A 19,907-nucleotide genomic window follows, 5' to 3' on the forward strand; every position below is an offset into this window, starting at 1 on the left:
ATTACGCTTCTTTGTTTTCTTTAATGTTCCAGCCAGCGCTGCTTTCCGCACCTTTACCACCAGCAGTGGTCTGCTCCCAGTACTGCTGTTTCACTTTCGCAGCCTGGAATGCATAGGTCACACCAACGGTGTCGCCGTTGTCCGCACCGGTGTACTGAACAGAAGTTACCAGCACATCTTCCAGCGTGATGCGGGTATATTCAACTTGCTGACCACCCGCTTTGCACACGGACAGTTCAACTTTAGTCAGGTGCTTACCGCTTGCGCAGTGTTTGAGAATTGCTGTAGTGGATTTGTCGATCAGAGCGTTAACGTGCAGATCGTTAAAGTTAACTTTACCGGCACCGCCGCCGCCACCAACACTCATATTACCTGGCTGGGAAGCGCCCCAGGAGAAGGAGGTAATATCAGTCCAGCCGGTGTGGTTAGAATCTTTAGATTCGCCCGTAACACCCTCGACCTTCAGAAACATATCAATAGCCATAATATCTACTCTTCGTGGATGAACAATATTGCTTTCGAAAAAGCACTTATATGGCAAACAGGAAAGCATGGGGCTGAATAAAACCGTCCATATTTTACCTCTGCCTCATATCAAATGACCCGTGTCATTTGACAGTCTTGACATTCCCCCTGAATGAAAGGAAAGAATGTGAAGTCTTTACTACTGCGGATTATCCTGAAGCCAGGTACGGTCAGGATTGCCGATAATTAATTGAGGTACAAGTTTATTAAGTTCGTCACTATGATAAAGACGTAGACAGTTTAACGTTACGCCTTTGACATCGGGTTTTATCTCAGAATGAAAGGCATTGGTTGCGCCTTTATATTTATCAATAAGGGCATTAATTTTGTCATTGCCATTTTCAATATCGAAAGGCACCCATTCCAGTAATGCACTACTGCTACGGGCTGCATCCAGAGAAAACTGGCTTTTATCATCTGAAACTTGTGCCAGACAGCGAGAAAAAACAACGTCTTTAACAACTTGCTTATAAGGCATTTTTTTGACAAACATCACCGGATCGTTAGTTGCATAAACAGAGGCGGAACTGGTGAGCAACAGTAGACTGGCAATTATTTTTTTCATGGCAACTCCCAAAAATTGGCTTTGGTCGTCGTGTAATTCGTCTCCGGTGCATTGAAATAACAATGATCCGAACAGGTTAAACCATTCCAGAATGTGGCATGACCTGCGGCGTCACTCCAGCCCTGTACCTCAAACAGAATTACGCCCTTTTTGTTGGCTAATTGTTGAACGGGTAAGGAAGGATAACTCACGACCATGTCAGGTTTACCCCACTGACGCGTCAACCAGGCAATAACATCCTTTACCCGATAGAAGTACCATTTATTATCAGCACCGGATACCGTGAGATTTGCAATACGCGGGACGGGATGCCCGGTATAGTTCAGAACATAACTCATGCGTACGGCACAACTATTTGACCACCCACCCTGATCTTGCGGTATTTCGAAGTTGTGCTTAACCTTGCCGCCGATAATTTGCTTAACTTTGCCGATAGAATCATTTGCATCGTAAATACGTGTTGCCGCCGCCCAGGCAGCAACAAACGAAGGTCTCGCGGTCATATTTCCTCTCACATTTCCATGCTATAAAGCAGGCGCCGGGTAAGGCCTCCCGGCGGCAATCATCATCACGCGTCTTTCGTCTTCAGTGACGGCAGTTTAGAAACCAGACGCAGAGAAACGGTCAGACCTTCCAGCTGGTAGTGTGGACGCAGGAAGAATTTCGCGGCGTAATAGCCCGGGTTATCTTCAATTTCCTGCACCTGCACTTCGGCAGCCGCCAGCGGTTTACGTGACTTGGTCTCCTGTGAGGAGTTAGCCGGGTCGCCGTCCACATAGTTCATCACCCAGTCGTTCAGCCAGCGTTCCATCTCTTCACGTTCACGGAAGGAGCCAATTTTGTCGCGCACGATGCACTTCAGGTAGTGGGCAAAGCGGCAGCAGGCGAACAGGTACGGCAGACGGGATGCCAGACGCGCGTTAGCGGTCGCATCCGGGTCGTGGTACTCAGCCGGTTTCTGCAGAGACTGCGCGCCGATGAAGGCGGCAAAGTCAGAGTTTTTGCGGTGAACCAGCGGCATAAAGCCGTTCTTCGCCAGCTCGGCTTCACGGCGATCGCTGATGGCGATCTCGGTCGGGCATTTCATGTCCACGCCGCCGTCGTCGCTCGGGAAGGTGTGACATGGCAGGTTTTCAACCGCCCCGCCGGACTCCACGCCGCGGATTGAGGTACACCAGCCGTACTCTTTAAAGGAGCGGTTGATGTTGGCAGCCATGGCATACGCGGCGTTCGCCCAGGAGTAGCTGTTGTGGTTCGCGCCATCGGTCTGCTCTTCGAAATCGAAGCTGTCGACCGGGTTAGTGCGAATACCATACGGCAGGCGCGACAGGAAGCGCGGCATTACCAGGCCAAGGTAGCGTGCATCTTCGGATTCACGCAGTGAACGCCACGCGGCATACTCGGTGTTCTGGAAGATTTTGGTCAGGTCGCGCGGGTTCGCGAGTTCCTGCCAGGACTCCATCTGCATCACGCCCGGTGCGGTACCGGTGATAAACGGACAGTGTGCCGCCGAGCCGATACGCGCCATCTCGCCCAGCAGTTCAACGTCCTGCGGACTGTGGTCGAAGTAGTAGTCGCCAACGATGCAGCCAAACGGCTCGCCACCAAACTGACCGTACTCCTGCTCGTAGATTTTCTTGAAGATTGGGCTCTGGTCCCAGCCCACGCCCTTAAAGCGTTTCAGGGTACGACCCAGCTCCTGCTTGGAGATGCTCATAAAGCGGATCTTCAGCATCTCGTCGGTTTCAGTGTTGTTCACCAGGTAGCTCAGACCGCGCCAGGCGCTCTCCAGCTTCTGGAACTCTTCATGGTGAATAATCTGGTTCACCTGCTGAGACAGCTGCTCGTCGATACCGGCAATCAGGTTCTGAATGGTGCGGTAGGTGTCACTGGAGAAGGTAACGGTATTTTCCAGCGCCTGCTGCGCCAGCGTTTTTACCGCACTTTCCACCGCGGAGCGCGCCTGATCGGTTTTCGGGCGGAACTCTTTGTTCAGCAGCGCGCTGAATTCATCCTGGCTGAACGCCTGACCACTCTGCTGCTCGTGTTGTTGAGTCTGGTTGCTCATCGATTATTCCTCGCTACCTTTCGCGCTTTCGTCATTTTTCGGCAACTGGCTCAGAGATTTGAGCAGCGTCGGATCCTGCAGAATTTTAGCGATCAGCTCTTCCGCGCCGTTTTTGCCATCCATATAGGTCAGCAGGTTGGAAAGTTGAGTACGTGCTTCCAGCAGCTTGTTCAACGGCTCAACCTTGCGGGCTACCGCGTCCGGCAGGAAATCGTCCATGCTGTCGAAGGTCAGATCAACGTTGAGCTTACCTTCGCCGGTCAGCGTGTTATCCACCTGGAACGCCACGCGAGGTTTCAGCGCTTTCATGCGCTCGTCAAAGTTATCAATGTCGATTTCGAGGAATTTACGCTCGTCGACTGCCGGCAGGTTTTCCACCGGTTTGCCGACCAGATCGGCCATGACGCCCATCACAAACGGCAGCTGAATTTTACGTTCTGCACCGTAGATCTCTACGTCGTACTCGATCTGCACGCGGGGGGCACGGTTACGTGCGATGAATTTCTGCCCACTGTTACTCATTGCCATGATGTTCTCCATCAAAGATGCGCGGTGAAGGTGAAACGGCAGGCTCCATGCCTGTCGTCATAATGCCAGGACGCGTTATTCGCGGCGTCCAAAGATGTTTTCCAGTTGGTTAACGCCGTCTGGCGCCAGGTCGCGAATAATGTCCATAAAGTTAAGTTCTGACAGCCGCTGCACCCGTTCAATCATCAACGGTGCGGGGTGGCTCGGTTCGTACTGCGCAAAATACTGTTTGGCTTTCTCCAGCATCAGCTGTGCATCGGCGCGGCTGGTGACCTGCACGCTGCGCCAGTCTGTAACCTGCTGAACGGGTTGTGCGACCGCCGGTTGAGGTTCAGCGCTGAGCTCAGCCTGTGCCTCCCGGTTGGGTAGCAGCTTGCTGATGTCGGTCACCTGACAGGCGCTGGCGACCAGCCCGACGGTTTTCAGCAGCTGTTCCATCTCCGGAACGCCGCTTTCACCAAGATGGCCAGTGAGCAACTCGCGAATGGCCAGCAGCCGTTCGTTAATCACTATCACCGCCGACGTGCCCGGCTGATCGCCGCGGGCCAGCTCGTCAATCAGTCTTGGACGGCCACCGGGGTAATCCGGACATTCGGTTTTACTGCCATCCAGCAGTGCCTGAGCGTCGCGAAGTGAAATTTCATCGCCATTTGATCGCAGCAGCGAGGCGTTACGCACGGCGACGGTCAGGTCAGACTTATCACTCAGCCCGGCCAGGGCGTTAATGCGGTAAAACGGGTCGGTTTCGCCATACTCTTCCAGCAGCGGATAGAGCGGCTCCCAGTAACGCGTGATCGCCTCCTGCACCAGTAACAGCCCGTCGGCGTAGCCCGCAAGGCCGCGGCGACGTGTCCATGCATGCGTTAACGCCAGCATGACGCGCAGATCTTTGGTGCGGCTCAGCAGGCTGGTGGCGAATTTTTCCACCGTATTCCAGTCAGCAGGTTCTGCCGGAATGATGGTGTCGCCAAACTGCTGCTCTGCTTTGCCCTGGCTGGCCTGATTCATGAGCTGGAAATCAGCGTCATACTCCAGGTTTTCGCCACAGGGCTTGTCGGGGCTTATTGGCGCGAGAAATTCTTCGATATTCATAAGATCCCTGCTTATTCAAACATAGGCGGATAGAGACCGTGACGGCCCGGGCGGGCGCCACCTGCCGGGTCGAACAGCAGCGTAAAGAGCTGCCCGGTGAAGTTGCCGCTGTGAACATGGGTGTAGAGCGGGTAGCCGTCGCAGCGGTTGGTCCACCAGTAGCTGGTCTGGCGAAGCGGGTCAAAGCACTCTGCTGCCTGAGGCCAGCCCAGCGTGCTCTGGCCGTCTTCGTCATAACCAATCACATCGAGAATATCTGAGCGCTTTTGCGGCTCAACGGGCTGCGGTGCCGGAATGGACATCAGCATGTCATCGAGCTGTGAGGCAGAAAAACTGTTACGTACCGCATGCAGGCCCAGACGGCCAATCTGCTGATACCAGCTTTCAGCCTGACTGAGCAGGCGTGACGACCAGTCCGCGGGGGCAAAGCTGAGCTGAATGCAGACCGGATATTGTCGACCAACGCTGTCACGTCCCGGCAGCAGGCAGCCCATCTGAATCATCTGGCTGCCCAGCATCGGCGGTACAACAAAATTCCAGACCGGCGCTTTGTTAAACGGGCGCTCACCGCTGCGCTGCTCTTCCTGCTGCCAGGCCAGCAGGCCGACCTGGAACCAGTGTGACCACTGGCGTTGCAGGGTGTCAGGAAAGCGACGCTGCAAAAAATCTCCGGCGCTGGGCAGTTTGCCATACCAGCTGTAGCGGTTCATCGCAGGGGTATTCGTCATACGGCTGTCCTTGCGGTTATGGGCATGAGAAACGGGGAAGCTGGAACGGGTTACGAATACTGTTTGGCGCAAATTCCAGCGTAACCTGATGTCCGTCTACGTTGAAGGTCGCCTGGCGACTCAGACTTCCCGCCCCCGGGCTGGTACGCGCTTTATCGAAAAAGCGGTTCAGCGCCCAGGAACCGTTCGTCACCAGCGTAGCCGTGCTGCCGTTAGCCAGACCCAACTGCATACGCACCTGGTTAGTCCCGCCCGGCCCCGGCCAGTTCATGATCTGCACAGCCTGTGGACCGTGGCTGTAGCGCAGCAGTTGACCGTCAACATCCAGCGTCAGGTTAAGGATCGTGTTATCCATTCTGACGGTGCGCACCGTCACTTTGTAAGAAGGCGTGGTAGCACCGTTAGCAAAGAAAGCATCGCGAATGGACTGCGCCTGTTGGAACGGTCTCAGGAGCCCTTCACTTCCCGGCAGCGTTTTTCCATCAATGCCCGGCATAAAGCGCCAGTTCGCCTGCGTGGTATCGACTTTATTGGTCAGGTTGTCACGAAAGAAGGTGTCCATCAGCCCGGTGCCTGGCGCAAACATGCGCGCGAGATCGTCCGGCGTGACCTCCGTACTGGCGCTGCGCACCAGCGGGTAACGGCCAGCGATTGCCTGACGGCAGAAACCACCGACTTCGACGTTAATCCGCTTACGCACGTTTTCGAGGTCGCGACGCTGGGTATCACTGCTGGCCCCCACCGCCATATTGCTGAACATGGTTTGCAGACCGCCCGGCAGACGACCGGCACTGGCCTGCAGACGGCTAATCGCCTCGCCTCCCGGAGCAGGCATGCCGCTGTTGGCCGCGTCCTGAACGGCAGTCAGGTAGCGGTAAAGTTCATCAACCTGCTTGAGAAAATCATCAAAGACGATGGTCTTCCCGCCTTTCTCCAGCGGCTGCGCCAGCTCAATCATTGGAGCATAGTGATCGGTTACCAGCTGTTCAGGTGCCTGAGTGACCACCGCGGCCTGCGTCGGGGCATTGTCATTATTACTGAATAACGCTTCGAGCGTGCGGGTGGCACGGTTGCTTTGCGCTTGCGCTTTACCGGCATCATCCGGGGCTGGCGCATTACGTGAAAGCGTCAGGACCTGGCTCAGGTTCAGCACCAGACGGCGCAGCGGCGAGTTTGCCCCGGAGAGCAGACGCGCGGTATTGATGCGCTGGGAGAGATCGGCGCTGTTATTAAGCTGAATGTCGGCGAGGAAGCGATCCCAGTTGGCGATAAAGTCGCGCATGTAGAGCTGGCGCACGGCGTTATCGATCTGCTGTTTATCTTCCTGGGCTGAGGTCGCCCCCAGCACCCACGCATCGTCTTCATGCAGGGCAGTGGTGACGCTGTCAATCTGGCCGTTGAAGCTTTTCCAGTAACCGTCCGGGGTATAAAGACCCGGTACGCCTTCACTCACCGGCTTGCCGCTTTTGCGTGAAAACACCAGCTCGCTCTGCGGACCGCCCAGGTCGGAGAGCGACACCGGTTTCAGGTTTTCATCATGCTCCAGCAGACGCTTCAGACGACCATACACCCGGGTGGAAAGTGGCTGCTGGTTGATTAGCGCCCTTTCACGCGCGACAAGGGATTCATCCTGCGCGTACGGCGAGGCCTGAATTTTCGGTTCAAGCAGCTGAGTCAGGTGCCACTCAAGCTGCTGAAGCTGCGCCTGAGTCACGTTCTGCGGCAGGTTGCGCTGCAGATTGAGCATTACCCAGGAGTGCAGGAATTTGCCGTCATAGTGCTTCGGCTGATAGAGCATCTGGTAGGCCTTCAGCGCTTCATAGCTGTATTCCACATCGCTGCCGTTATCGTTGCGCAGCCAGGTGGTGATATGCATCGCCACGGCAGGGAGCAGCATCTGGTCCAGCGCTTTCTGGTACAGAGACTGCGATGCATCGCTGACGTCATCCCCACGATAGAGCCCCATACGGCGTGAGACAGGCGGATCGTTAACATCAAACGCGTCACTTTTCGGCAGATCGACCAGGCCATTCAGCAAGGGCAGAAGGTCAAACAGATCGCGCTGAGGCTGATTCTGCAGCGCCTTGCTCTGCTGATCCAGCAGCGGCACCTTTGCGTCCACCTCTTCCAGATAAGCCTTGTTCCTGGCATAGCTGGTCAGCCACAGTCCACCGAGGATCACCAGCAGGGCCAGCAGCGCCGCATAGCCGGACCAAATGACGGCGCGGTTACGCAGTTCCCACCAGCGGTTTTCCCCGGCGATGCCGGCTTCCTGGAAAATGACGTTTTGCAGCAGGTTCTTGATGAAGAAGCTCTGCCCTTTCGCCCCCGGAATCGGAGCCTCTTTGCTGACGGAGTCCCAGCGATTTCCCTCTTCACCTTCCGGCAAGGAGAGCGCACGGTTAAGTTCGCCCATCACCCGGTCAAACGGCATGCCTTCCTGGGTACCACTGGCGAAATAGATCCCGCGCGGGGAGAATTCGGTTTCAAAGTTAGAGCGGGCAAAGACCGTGCTCAGGTAGTCAGCCAGCAGCGGACGCAGTGCGGCAAACTCCTGCGGGAAGAGATACGCTTCCGCGCGCGCTTTTGCATCATGCTCCTGCAGCAGGGTTTCCGGCAGTCCGGCATCCAGGCGCTGCTGTAAGAGGGAAAATTCCTGCTGGAAGTTACCCATCAGGTCGTAATCAGCGTGTTTGGTTTGCTCCCACGGCAGCGTGAAGCCCCAGATCTGGTCGCGCTGCGCTTTGTCGTAATCGGCAAACCAGGCACGGAAGCCTTTAAGCAGGTCAGCTTTGGTCACCATGACATACACCGGGAAGCGAATACCCAGCTGCTCATGCAGCTCAGAGAGACGCTGGCGCAGGTTGACCGCCTGCTGGCGTGACGCTTCAGGCGAGAGCGTCAGCAGGTCAGAAATGCTGATGGTAATAATCACACCGTTGATCGGCTGGCGACGGCGATACTTACGCAGTAACCCCATAAACTCAAGCCATTCACCGGCGTCCTGAACCTGTTCGCTCTCCTGGGTGGTATAGCGACCCGCGGTGTCCAGCAGTACGGCCTCGTTGGTGAACCACCAGTCGCAGTTACGCGTGCCGCCGATCCCGCGCAGCGCGGTCTTACCGAAACGGTCGGCCAGCGGGAATTGCAGCCCGGAGTTGACCAGCGCCGTGGTTTTACCGCTGCCCGGCGCGCCGATGATGACGTACCACGGCAGTTGATACAAATATTGCGTGCTAAAGCGCTGCGTCCACTGGGCACCCTGTCCCGCTTTGCTGAAGTGCGCTTTTTTCAGCATCTGTGCGGCTTCGTCAAAACGGCTGGCGAGGATCTGCTCCTCGTTGTTCAGTCGCTTCTGCGGATCCGCTGCTTCCGGGCTGGTGGTGTTCTCATTGAGTTTGTCCATCAGCTTGCGGTTCAGCCAGGCATTGTACAGCCGCGGCAGAATGTGGCCCTGCGCCCAGAGCAGATAAACCACCGCAATACTGATGATGCGGTTCTGTTCAGATTCGAGCGGTCGGGTGTCCACGATGGACAACAATGGGCCAATCATCCAGATAACCGCCGCAAGCGCAGTGACGCCCAGGAAGCTCCACAGAATGCGATTGGTCAAAATGGAAAGAAGAGTAGTCAGCATCCTTAGTTTCCTTGCGGCAATCCGTTCAGCTCAGCCTGGGTATTTTCAGGCGACACCAGCAGAGTAATTTCCACCCGGCGGTTACGGGCACGGTTTTCCGGCGTATTGTTAGGTGCCACTGGATTAATCTCGCCGCGGCCTTCCGCTTTCACACGTTCAGGTTGAGAGAGGCTTCCCTGCAGCATTTTCTGAACTGACCGGGCACGTTCCAGCGACAGTTCATAGTTAGAGGCAAAGCGCGCGCTGCGAATTGGCACGTTGTCGCTGTAGCCCACCACCAGAATTTTACCGCTGACGTTATTCATGGCCTGTGCAATACGGTTTATCACCGGCTCATAACGGTCACGTACCACGGTTGAGGCGGAAGCAAACAGGCCGTCCCCTTTCAGGATCACCACGCTACGGTCCGCTTCATCTTTTACCGCAACCAGACCGGCTTCAATTTCCGGCTTCAGGAAACCACGCAGGTTCAGCACAGCAGGCAGCTGGCGGGCAGGTTGCTGGATAGTCGTTTCGGGAAGCTGTGACTGATAAATTTTTGCTAATACCGGGTTGGTGCTATCGCCAAGCCGCCAGTTAAGCACGATATAGAACAGGCAGGCGATAAACCCGGCCAGCGCCACACAGGCCCACAGAGGTACCATAGGTCGCCATAGCTTGCGCAGTACCGGACGATCTTCCGGATGCGGAGAGAGCTGTGGCGGGTAACTGCCACGCACGCCGCGAATCATCTGCCACAGCCGTTGCTTGATGGTTTCAAGCTGGGTGCGGCCATTATCCAGCACCCGATAGCGCCCCTCGAAGCCGAGCAGCAGGCAGTAGTTGATCATCTCCAGCAGCAGAATATGTTCGCGCGGGTTTTGCGACAGACGCGCCAGCAGCTGGAAGAACTTTTCGCCGCCCCAGGTTTCGTTATGAAACGTCACCAGCAGACCATTGCTGGACCAGACGCCGCTGCTGCCCCAGGGGGTGAGCGCGGCAGCCTCATCAAGTGCCGTACAGAGGCAGTAACGTGCCCCGACGATCACCTCATAGGCCAGACCGGCCTGCTGACAGCGCACTTCGAACCGGCGGATCTCATCGATCAGGCGCTGGCGCAACGCCACCTGATCGTCATGTGATACCGAATGACGGATTTGCGGAATCGCATTGAGCAGCGGATTGGCGGCCGCCACCAGCTGATTGTTGCTACTGGCTCCGGTAAACGCGGCATCACTGCCGGTATCCTGTCGTTCCTGCATATTAAGCGCTCGCTTTATTATTCAGTCGGGCTACGGATGGCCCAAAACTCCATATCAAGTCCCGGGAACTCGCCTGCGAGATGCAGGGCGAAAGCGCCGGACTTATCCATCTCGTGCCACAGCTCGCTCCCCTTCTCCAGTTCGAAGTAGCTGTAGCCTGCATGCCAGGGGATCTGCGGCGGTGCGACCGGCATGGCGCGCAGCATAATGCCAGGCAGTTGCAGCTGAACCAGATCGCGAATTTTCGAGACTGGCGCCACTTTCATCTGGGCAGGGAAATGGGTTTGCAGGTGTTCGCCCGGCACGTTGGCTTTGACCGCCAGCACGAAACCGAACTCACGCACCATGCTGGTTTCCGGCACGGTCGCGATGTTCAGACCGTGGGAACGCTCGTTAAGCGGCAGCTGAATGGCATGGTCTTCCATCACCAGAGACAGCCCCTGACGCAGCAGCATCATCAGTTTGCTGAAGCAACCCGCGAGGTCGTCGTGATCGTAAATTGGCAGCACGCTTTCAGCGGTACGCTGAGACGCCCAGGTGGCGAGCTCGGTCGCAAACGGCAGCCAGCTGCGCCAGAGCGTTTCCGGATGCAGCAGCGGAAGCGTTTTTAAATGCGAAACCTCTCCCAGATGGCGGTTCACCAGTGAGAGCAGCGTGAATTCAATCAGTTCCGAGGTATTAAAGCGGCCAGGCTGGCGCAGACGACCGCCAATTTGCTGGCTGCGCTGCACCAGTAAGCCGTGCAGATCGTTAATCATGCTGTAGATCTGCGGGCTGTTATTGGCATTCAGCATCGGCGGAATGTAGCTGCTATCGAGACGCACGTGGTTATCGTTGCGTTTCTCGGTCACAAACGCCACACCGATAGCGGTCCACTCTGCCGTTACATCTTTTTCCAGCATCAGGGTCAGACGCAGGCGGCCAAACTGTACGGTGGCATCGCCTACCGACATGGCGTTGTCGTCTTCCACCTCTTGCTCAAAGGCGATGAAGCGCGCCAGCGAGGCCGGCTCTTCACTGAAGATCACCTCTTCTCTCTCTCCACGGCGAACCGGCAGTGCGAGCACCACCTTTTCATTGGTGAGATTGTCAGGGATTTTCAGCGGCACCGGACCATTGCGGCCGTTGCGCACCTGGAAAAAGGTTCCGTCAGGCAGCAGTCCACTGCAGTAGCTCAGGGCAATGCATCCCTGGCGCAGCATCGCTTCGTCCAGCTCAACGTCGAGAAAGCCCCAAAGGTATGAACGCTGCAGCGCACCCCATTCACGAACGTGGTTGAGCAGATAGCTTTCAGTCCGCTGAAAATGGTGTGGGCGCAGGAACATGCCTTCGGTCCAGACGACCTTTTCTGCTTTCGTCATGATGATGTAATTCCTGTTATGAAGCGCGTTACTGGCTGATGACCCGGATGCCATTCACGTCGAGAAACACGTTGGCCTGGAGTTCATCCGCTGACCATTTCCAGAACTGGTAGATATGGTTTTCGCCTGGCACAGGCAGAGGGAGTGAAACGCGCCATTTTTTGCCATCCAGCATCTGATATTCCGCCATCACACCAATGTAGCGGGCGTCGGGAGAGCTCTGTCCACTCAGAGTTTTCGAGAGCTGACCCGGCATCAGGAAGAAAACATCGCTGTTCAGCAGATTCGCGCCAAGCGTGGCTGACGCGTTGTTCTGCAGGGAATAGAAGTCGCTGGACATGAAATCCGCATCGGATTTCAGCAACAGCACTCTGACTTTTAGCGGCGCAGATTCATTGATTTGTGGATGAGCCTGAAACTGCAGATTGTAGCGGGAAGGGTCGCTGTGTGAAGACGACGTACAACCACTGACAAGGGCGAAAATCGCCGCGTAAAAGACGGACCACAACCAATGAAAATTTTTATTATTCATAAAAATACGCTCAGGGACGCGGTTTAGTTCAGGATCCAGGTACCGTTAGCGCTGTCTTTGCAGGCTTTGCTGTTACCGTCCACATCAACACAGGTTGCCTTCTTACGCACTTTCGCACGCTGGGCCTGCTTACGGACGGTCGCTTCGTACTGATCGGCTTTGATCACTGCACGCATCGGGACGTAGCCAATCAGTTGATCATTTCCCTCATCGGCAAGCGCCATCCAGTAGTGCTCAACCTGACCCAGGACCACATACGTTTTACCGGTTTCCAGGGTACGGATAACCTTTCCGCCGAAGTCAGGACGGCTCATCAGCGAGGCCGGATACATGGCACGATACGGCTCATTGAGCTGAGTAAACTCTGCTGGAGGTAAAACAGCATGACGGTGGGTTAACGTGACGCCATTGACCTGGCTGGTCACGATCGTGTCGTCGTTGATCACAGGTTTCTGCGGCGCTTTACAGCCCGCCACCGCCATTACAAACAGAAGTGAAAACAGTACGCGCATTTTCATATGCTTTTCCGTAGCGATATTTCGATGATGGAGATAAAGGGGATGAAGTTTGACTTAGGTGCTATTGTTAAAATAGTCAGTATATTTTCGGGGCGTTACTATTTAAGGGCATAGCTACCGCACGAGCCCTTCAGAATAAGGCCCAGCGTCTTCCTGACATATTTTGACAAACGGTAAGCAAGTTTACATGAGCTTGCCACCAATTCAATATTTACCGCTTCATAACTGATGGTTAATGAAGCACTCGAGACATTATAGGATTAATCTGAGAAAAAAATACGATTTAGCTAAAATCGTCTATTCCCCTCAAGCCAAAATCACATATCCATCTGATTTAAAATGAAATTCCACAAAAGAGAATCACTTTCATTAACGCAATAATCCTATTACTGCTACTACCATAATTAGTAGAATCTGGCTTTATGCGGGGCGAAGAAAATATATCCAATATGAATTATTTGTTGCATTATCGAGATAACTTTCAATTTCAGCCAGACCTGTCTCAATATATGAAATTGTTTCAGGGAAACTGAGAAAAGTTAATTTTACACCTCAAAATAAGTTTGTCTTTTAATCTCCCTTTCGGATTTAATCGGGTAATTTTCCGCTATTAACAATTAAGCACAGCTACATATTCCTGGTTAAAGCGACGATTAATTTGCACCGATTCCTCCTGTCTGCAGGGGTCTTCGTCGCCCTGCCCTTCAGCTACCTTCATCTGAAATTTAACGCTGACTTCATCATCGCTTCGCTTTCGCCATAGCGCAGAGTGAACAGGTGATAGATAAGATTTATTATAAAAATGATAAAATTTCGTTATAATTTCTTTAAAAGTTTACACCGATTAGCATGTAAGCCACTGTAAAATATCGCCATTAAATTCAATGCATTTAACTTTGCTCTGGCCTCTGGTAACAGACGCCATCATTGTTTTCGCTTATTGGCAAACCCGGTGGTTTATGGGCGCAGGTGATGTCATGACCGCACAAGTCAGGAGTTGGTATGAATAAGAAAAGACGTTCAGTTCCCGGTATCAGGCACTATGACGGCCCAGCCGGTGGCTGGGGGGCGTTAAAGGCGACGGCCATTGCGGTACGTACCCAAATGGATACGCTGGATGCCCCCGCAACTCTGCTGCGCACAAACCAGCCTGACGGTTTTGACTGCCCTGGCTGTGCGTGGCCCGATAAAGAACACAAATCCACGTTCCAGTTCTGTGAGAACGGGGCGAAAGCCGTCACCTGGGAAGCCACCAATAAACGCGTCACTACGGATTTTCTCGCCAAAAACAGCGTGTCCTCGCTGCTGGCTAAATCTGACTTTGAGCTGGAAGGTTACGGTCGTCTGACCCATCCCCTGCGCTATGACCGGGCAAGTGATACCTTCCAGCCAGTGGAATGGGACGACGCTTTCCAGCGTATCGGTGAGGTGCTGCGCGGGCTTGAGCCTGACCAGGTCGAATTTTATACCTCCGGCAGAGCCTCGAACGAAGCCGCGTATCTGTTCCAGCTGTTCGCCCGCGAGTACGGTACCAATAACTTCCCCGACTGCTCGAATATGTGCCATGAAGCCACCAGCGTCGGTTTACCCCGTTCCATTGGTATCGGGAAAGGGACCGTCTCACTTGATGACTTCGATAAAACGGAGCTGGTTATCTCCATTGGTCATAACCCTGGTACCAACCATCCGCGGATGATGGGCACGCTGCATGAGCTGGCTCGCCGCAACGTACCGATTATCGTCTTTAATCCCCTGCGCGAGCGCGCGCTGGAACGTTTCGCGGATCCGCAAAGCGTTATTGAGATGGCAACCTACAGCTCTACCGATATCGCCTCCACCTATTTCCAGGTGAAAGCCGGGGGCGATGCCGCTGCGTTAAAAGGGATCGCAAAACACCTGCTGGAGATGGAGAACGAACGCGGAAACGTGCTCGATCGCGCCTTTATTGCTGAACACACCCTGGGCGTTGAGGCGTTTACTGCGGATATTGCGCAAACCGACTGGGAGGCCATTGAGCGTGAATCCGGGTTGAGCCGGGCAGCGCTCAAATCCGTGGCCGAGGCCTACGCAAAATCGAATGCCACCATCATCACCTACGGGATGGGCATCACCCAGCATAATAAAGGCACCGCGAATGTCCGCCTGATCGCTGATCTGTTGCTGCTGCGCGGTAACATTGGCAAACCCGGCGCGGGGATATGCCCTCTGCGCGGCCACTCGAACGTTCAGGGTAACCGCACCGTGGGCATAAGCGAGAAACCGACACCGGCATTTCTCAACCGCCTGAAGGAGGTATTCGGTTTTGAGCCCCCTGCTCACCACGGCCATGATGCGGTGCAGGCAACGCAGGCCATGATCGACGGACGTGCAAAAGCGCTGATCTGTCTGGGGGGAAATTTTGCGGTGGCGATGCCCGATCACGAGAACGGTTTTCCGGCAATGAATGCGCTGGATTTGAGCGTTCACATCGGTACCAAGCTCAACCGCACCCATTTGCTGGTGGGGAAAGAGACCTTTATTTTGCCGTGCCTCGGTCGTACCGAGCTGGATGTCCAGGCCACCGGACGCCAGTCCATTACCGTGGAGGACTCTATGTCGATGGTGCATGCCTCTTCCGGTAAGCTGAAACCCGCCTCTCCGCGCCTGCGCGCTGAGCCGGCCATTGTCGCCGGAATGGCGCAAGCCACCCTGCGGGAGACCCGCGTGGACTGGATGACGCTGGTTGAGGATTATGACCGTATCCGCAACCTGATTGAGCAGACCATTCCAGGCTTCGAGAATTACAATGAACGGATCCGCATTCCTGGTGGTTTTCGCATGCCTCTGCCGCCCACAGAACGTATCTGGCCAACGGCGACGGGCAAAGCGATGTTTTCGGTTTTCGACGGCGTCAATGAGAACGCCAGTGGTGAAGGCGATAATGTGCTGCGCCTGATCACGCTGCGCAGCCACGACCAGTACAACACCACCATTTACGCCCTTGATGACCGCTACCGCGGCGTCTTTGGCCGTCGCGATGTGCTGTTTATGAATGAAGACGATATGGCGCAGTCAGGCCTGGAGCATGGCGATCGCGTGGATATCGAAACCGCCCTGCCGGGGAGCGTTCAGCGTCTGGAAGACATTACCGTTGTGGCCTACAGCATTGCGCCGGGTTCCGTCGGAGCCTACTACCCGGAGGCCAACGTACTGGTTCCGCTTGATTATCTGGATAAGGACAGCGGTACGCCGTCTTATAAATCGGTTCCGGTCCGCCTCATCCTGCGTTCGAAAGAGATCCGCATGCTGTAAGGCTTTCAACGCAGAGAAATACGATGGATATAAAACAGCTAAAGTACTTAATCGCACTCGATCAGACCCGGCATTTTGGTAAAGCAGCCTCGCAGTGCAACATCACCCAGCCGACCCTCTCCATGCGTATTCGCAGCCTGGAAGAGGAGCTGGGGCTGGTGCTGATTACTCGCGGGCAACGTTTTGAAGGCTTTACGCCCGAAGGCGAACGCATTCTGGCATGGGCGCGCGCGGTGCTGGCCGCTCACGACGGCCTGCAGGCCGAAGCCTCGCTGTGCAAAGGGCAAGTGGTGGGTGAATTGCGTCTGGGAATGGTGCCGCTGGCCAGCGTGGATCCGATGATCTTTATCCGCCAGCTGACGCAAAAATACCCGGAGCTGACCTACAGCCTCTACTCAATGTCCTCGCAACAAATTGCCGACGGCGTCAGCCGGAATCAGCTTGAACTGGGGATTTGCTACCTGAACAGCATTGACACCCGTCCGTTTGACATTATCCAGCTGCCAAAAACCGAAATGGGATTGCTGCACGATATCCGCCATTTCCAGCTGGATCAGGAGACGCTGACCTGGCAGGAACTGATGGCATTTCCGCTGGGGTTTCTGACCAAGGGGATGCATTATCGCGAGCATATGGAGGTGAGCTTTAAATCTGCCGGCATTAATCCCGAGTCTGTCTTCGAAAGCGATTCCACTTTCCAGATCATTCAGGCGGTACAAAGCGGCGTGTGCTGTGCCGTGATGCCGCTGAACAACGGGCTGGAGAACCTGAACAGCCACTTCCGGATAACTCCCATAACCGACTCGAACATCGAAGCCCCGATCGGCCTGATCATGCGTCGACAGGCTCCCGTCTCCTCACTGGCACTGCGCTGTTTCACCGACGCGCAGGCGCTTTATCTTGCGGAGAACAACGGCATTGAGTGAGGTCATGTGATAACGCGTCAGTCGAGCAACACCGAATAAGACTGACGCGTCACCACACTGAACCCGCCGATCAGCACCGCCTTGCAAACGTCCCGGTATTGCGGGGCATTCACCAGCGTGTTCAGCGCATCACGGAGAGCGTTAAGCGTTTCAGGGGATGTGTTGTGCGCGGTAATCAGCGGTAACCCGGGTGTCAGGGGAGTACTGTCGATCGCCGCCAGCCCGTCGAGCAACGCCGGTTCATGACGCTGCAGTAGCGCGTACGTCACGCAGTCGATAGCGGCGATATCGCCCTTACCCTCTTTTAGATCAATCAGCGACTGGCGATGGCTGCCGCTAAAGGTCGTCCGGGCAAAATAATGGCCATCGGGTGCAAGTGGTGCCACTTTTTTTCGCAGGGCGTGATAACCGGACTGCGAATCCGCAGAATTGCATACCGCCCATCGGCCGCGAAAATCAGCCAGTGTCCGGGTACGCTTCTGGGCGCGCGTCACCAGAAGGCTACGGTAATAAAACGCTTCGCAGCCCGGCGCCTGGTAGTGAAAACAGCCCACGACCTGTACGTCCGGCAATTGCGTCATCAGCGGGTAGCCGCAGGTCTGGCTGAGGACAAGCCCGGGCTGCTGCCAGTGGGCCAGCAGAGAATCATCGGGTACGCCCTCGCTCACCGGCACGCCGCGTTCAGCAAGCAGGTGCTGTACCGCTCGCCAGAGGGCATCGGTGTCGGCGCGATTGATGGCATACATCGGAAACGCCAGCGGGTTACTCATGACTTCCCTCGTGTTGACGCCCTGGGTGAGCGGTGACGTTGACCGCCCGCCCCCAAAACTGTCGCATCCATTCACTATAACCCCTGACCAGAAAACCATGGTTACGCTTCTGGTACGCCGCCCGGTTTTGCAGATAGACGCTTTTTAGCCCATACCACGGAACACCCGGTAAATCGTGATGGACTGAATGGTAGTTAAGATTTAAAAACAGCACCCGCCAGAACAGCCCTGCTTCGTTGATGACAGAACGCGCCAGCGGATCATCCGCCGCGCGATGTTCATAAAAGGAGCGCACTTTGGTCAGCGCCAGCGCCGGATAACTTACCGCCAGCACAAACCAGACGGGCGAGAAACCGTTGTGCATCATCCAGGCAAACAGCGCTGCCAGCAGCGACGCGTGGACGAGCCACATTGCCATTGCGCGCAGGTGAAGATGGCGAAACGCCGTCACGACGCTGGCCAGCGTCTGCAGGATATCCAGCAGCGGTGCCAGCAACAGCCGGCCGCAGAAGGTATTCCGTGCATGGATCACGCGCTTGTGCCAGGGCGAAAAGCGTGCCCAGCTCTCCTCAGTAAAATAGTACGACTCCGGGTCATCCACTGGGATCGTCAGGCTATCATGGCGATGATGGGCAAGATGAGAGTCCCGGTACAGACCATACGGATACCACACCGCCAGCGGAAGCGTGCCAAACAGCGCGTTAAGCCAGGCAAACCGCGTGGGATGGCCGTGGATCAGTTCATGCTGGAGTGACATATACCAGGTGGTAAATCCGATGAGCAGCAGCGTGGCGGGCAGCAATCCCAGCGTTTTCCAGTACGCCAGCGTGGCAAACCAGCCACTGTAAAGGGAGATGATGACGATCCACGTGGGCAGTTCGCTTCGCCACAAAAAACCCGAGGCGAGGTGGTGAATTTGATCGCGTTGTTGCGGATGTAAATAGAGGGAGCTTCGTTTACCCATGCCTTCAGACGCCGTTTCGCCAGAGAGAATGCCCTGACGATCGGGGAAAACGCTTGAAATAACAAAGAACTTATATCGCTTTGCTTTGCCAGAAACGCGGGCAGCGCGAGATATCCCTCTCGTTCGCAGCTTGACTTATTTTGCAATAAAGGTACTTTTCAGGACATGAAGAAGATTCTGATTATCGTCCCTGACGGCGGCATGCTGTTTGAAGCCGCCGGTATCGCAGACATTCTGATGCAGGCGAACCGGCTGCATCCGGAAGGCCTAGCCCATCCCTGTTACCGCATTATCATCGCCACCACCCAGCCTCACCAGGTGATCCACGGCCAGTCCGGCCTCAATCTGCTGGCGGATTATCGCCTGCCGGAGCTGGATCCGCGTGAACCGCTTGATACGATTATTATCACCGGCCGCGGAATGAACGAGCAGGAGAGCACGGCGGTGGTGGACTGGCTGCACCTGGCTGCGCCACACGCGCGGCGGATAGCCTCCATTTGCGGCGGCGCGATGCTGCTGGCCCAGACTGGCCTGCTTGATGGACGCCGGGCGACCACCCACTGGCGGCTGCTGGAGACCCTACAAACCCAGTACCCGGCCATCCATGTGGAAGGTGGCCCGCTGTATATTCAGGACGGTCCCATCTGGACCTCCGGTGGGGTTAGCTCCGGGTTTGATTTGACCCTGGCGCTGGTGGAAGACGATTACGGTTTTACCCTCGCTCGCGAGGTGGCGCAGGATATGGTGATGTATCTGCGCCGCCCCGGCGGGCAGCTCCAGTTCAGTCGCTATAATCTTCAGCAGCCCGGCACATCCGGCCCGATAAGCGACCTGCAAACCTGGATCCTGGAGAACCTGACCGCTGACCTGTGCGTGGAAAATCTGGCGCAAAAAGCGGCGATGAGCCCGCGCAATTTCACCCGCGTGTTCACCCGTGAAACAGGCGCCTCTCCGGCGCGTTATGTCACCGAAGCACGCCTTGCCGCCGCCCGGCAACTGCTTGAACAGACCAGCGACCCTCTCGAACGCATTGCTGAGCAGAGCGGGTTTGGCAGCAGCATCAATTTGCGTCGCGTCTTTGAGAAACAACTCCACCTCACGCCTGGCGAGTATCGTCAGCGCTTCCACTGTCGCAAAATGGCATAATGTGATCCTTTTTTG

17 protein-coding genes are annotated in these 19,907 nt (G+C 55.5%); 3 read left to right on the forward strand and 14 right to left on the reverse strand.

Annotated features, from left to right (window positions below):
* Window position 1: 1 nt before the first annotated feature.
* The 12 genes from JTA15_RS08605 to JTA15_RS08660 all read right to left on the reverse strand — a co-directional run bounded on the left by JTA15_RS08605 (window position 2) and on the right by JTA15_RS08660 (window position 12,795).
* Window positions 2-484: a type VI secretion system tube protein Hcp gene (locus JTA15_RS08605; protein WP_014884229.1), complete on the reverse strand. Its 483-nt coding sequence runs from the start codon at window positions 482-484 to the stop codon at window positions 2-4.
* A 180-nt stretch (window positions 485-664) separates the two neighbouring features.
* The gene (locus JTA15_RS08610) at window positions 665-1,090 is read right to left on the reverse strand and encodes a T6SS amidase immunity protein Tai4 family protein (protein ID WP_047744820.1); all 426 of its coding nucleotides are present in this window, start codon (window positions 1,088-1,090) and stop codon (window positions 665-667) included.
* Window positions 1,087-1,593, reverse strand: coding sequence for a type VI secretion system amidase effector protein Tae4 (locus JTA15_RS08615; RefSeq protein ID WP_020883459.1), 507 nt, complete (start codon window positions 1,591-1,593; stop codon window positions 1,087-1,089). The genes JTA15_RS08610 and JTA15_RS08615 overlap by 4 nt, the downstream gene beginning before the upstream one ends.
* Before the next feature lie 65 nt (window positions 1,594-1,658).
* Entirely contained in the window at window positions 1,659-3,158 is a 1,500-nt protein-coding gene (tssC, locus tag JTA15_RS08620) for a type VI secretion system contractile sheath large subunit (RefSeq protein WP_014170549.1), read from the reverse strand.
* Between the two features lie 3 nt (window positions 3,159-3,161).
* Window positions 3,162-3,686, reverse strand: a complete 525-nt coding sequence (gene tssB, locus JTA15_RS08625) for a type VI secretion system contractile sheath small subunit (protein WP_008502644.1) — start codon at window positions 3,684-3,686, stop codon at window positions 3,162-3,164.
* A 75-nt stretch (window positions 3,687-3,761) separates the two neighbouring features.
* On the reverse strand, window positions 3,762-4,778 hold the full coding sequence (gene tssA, locus JTA15_RS08630) for a type VI secretion system protein TssA (RefSeq protein ID WP_020883458.1): 1,017 nt from the start codon (window positions 4,776-4,778) through the stop codon (window positions 3,762-3,764).
* Between the two features lie 11 nt (window positions 4,779-4,789).
* Window positions 4,790-5,506: a type VI secretion system-associated protein TagF gene (gene tagF, locus JTA15_RS08635; RefSeq protein ID WP_020883457.1), complete on the reverse strand. Its 717-nt coding sequence runs from the start codon at window positions 5,504-5,506 to the stop codon at window positions 4,790-4,792.
* Between the two features lie 16 nt (window positions 5,507-5,522).
* Window positions 5,523-9,143: a type VI secretion system membrane subunit TssM gene (tssM, locus tag JTA15_RS08640; protein ID WP_014170553.1), complete on the reverse strand. Its 3,621-nt coding sequence runs from the start codon at window positions 9,141-9,143 to the stop codon at window positions 5,523-5,525.
* Window positions 9,144-9,145: 2 nt separating this feature from the next.
* Window positions 9,146-10,384 carry a DotU family type VI secretion system protein gene (locus JTA15_RS08645; protein ID WP_014170554.1) on the reverse strand — a complete coding sequence of 413 codons (1,239 nt, stop codon included), beginning with the start codon at window positions 10,382-10,384 and terminating at the stop codon, window positions 9,146-9,148.
* A 17-nt stretch (window positions 10,385-10,401) separates the two neighbouring features.
* Window positions 10,402-11,745, reverse strand: a complete 1,344-nt coding sequence (gene tssK / locus JTA15_RS08650; protein WP_020883454.1) for a type VI secretion system baseplate subunit TssK — start codon at window positions 11,743-11,745, stop codon at window positions 10,402-10,404.
* A 28-nt stretch (window positions 11,746-11,773) separates the two neighbouring features.
* A complete protein-coding gene (tssJ, locus tag JTA15_RS08655) occupies window positions 11,774-12,277 on the reverse strand; it encodes a type VI secretion system lipoprotein TssJ (RefSeq protein WP_014170556.1) in 504 nt (167 codons plus the stop codon).
* A gap of 23 nt (window positions 12,278-12,300) precedes the next feature.
* Window positions 12,301-12,795 carry a hypothetical protein gene (locus JTA15_RS08660; protein ID WP_014170557.1) on the reverse strand — a complete coding sequence of 165 codons (495 nt, stop codon included), beginning with the start codon at window positions 12,793-12,795 and terminating at the stop codon, window positions 12,301-12,303.
* Window positions 12,796-13,797: 1,002 nt separating this feature from the next.
* On the opposite strand from JTA15_RS08660, the gene JTA15_RS08665 reads away from it, so the two are divergent.
* A complete protein-coding gene (locus tag JTA15_RS08665) occupies window positions 13,798-16,086 on the forward strand; it encodes an FdhF/YdeP family oxidoreductase (protein WP_121339481.1) in 2,289 nt (762 codons plus the stop codon).
* A gap of 23 nt (window positions 16,087-16,109) precedes the next feature.
* Window positions 16,110-17,012, forward strand: coding sequence for a LysR family transcriptional regulator (locus JTA15_RS08670; protein ID WP_020883452.1), 903 nt, complete (start codon window positions 16,110-16,112; stop codon window positions 17,010-17,012).
* A gap of 17 nt (window positions 17,013-17,029) precedes the next feature.
* On the opposite strand, the gene JTA15_RS08675 is transcribed toward JTA15_RS08670, so the two are convergent.
* Window positions 17,030-17,782 (reverse strand): phosphate/phosphite/phosphonate ABC transporter substrate-binding protein, encoded by a 753-nt coding sequence (locus JTA15_RS08675; protein WP_063215232.1) that lies wholly within the window; start codon window positions 17,780-17,782, stop codon window positions 17,030-17,032.
* A complete protein-coding gene (locus JTA15_RS08680) occupies window positions 17,775-18,746 on the reverse strand; it encodes a fatty acid desaturase (protein ID WP_219373119.1) in 972 nt (323 codons plus the stop codon). The genes JTA15_RS08675 and JTA15_RS08680 overlap by 8 nt, the downstream gene beginning before the upstream one ends.
* A gap of 165 nt (window positions 18,747-18,911) precedes the next feature.
* Here JTA15_RS08680 and JTA15_RS08685 point away from each other — a divergent pair, with 165 nt between their 5' ends.
* On the forward strand, window positions 18,912-19,892 hold the full coding sequence (locus JTA15_RS08685) for a GlxA family transcriptional regulator (RefSeq protein WP_014170563.1): 981 nt from the start codon (window positions 18,912-18,914) through the stop codon (window positions 19,890-19,892).
* Window positions 19,893-19,907 lie beyond the last annotated feature (15 nt).

This window comes from Enterobacter sp. BIDMC 29 (assembly GCF_019378755.1).
GTDB lineage: Bacteria > Pseudomonadota > Gammaproteobacteria > Enterobacterales > Enterobacteriaceae > Enterobacter > Enterobacter ludwigii.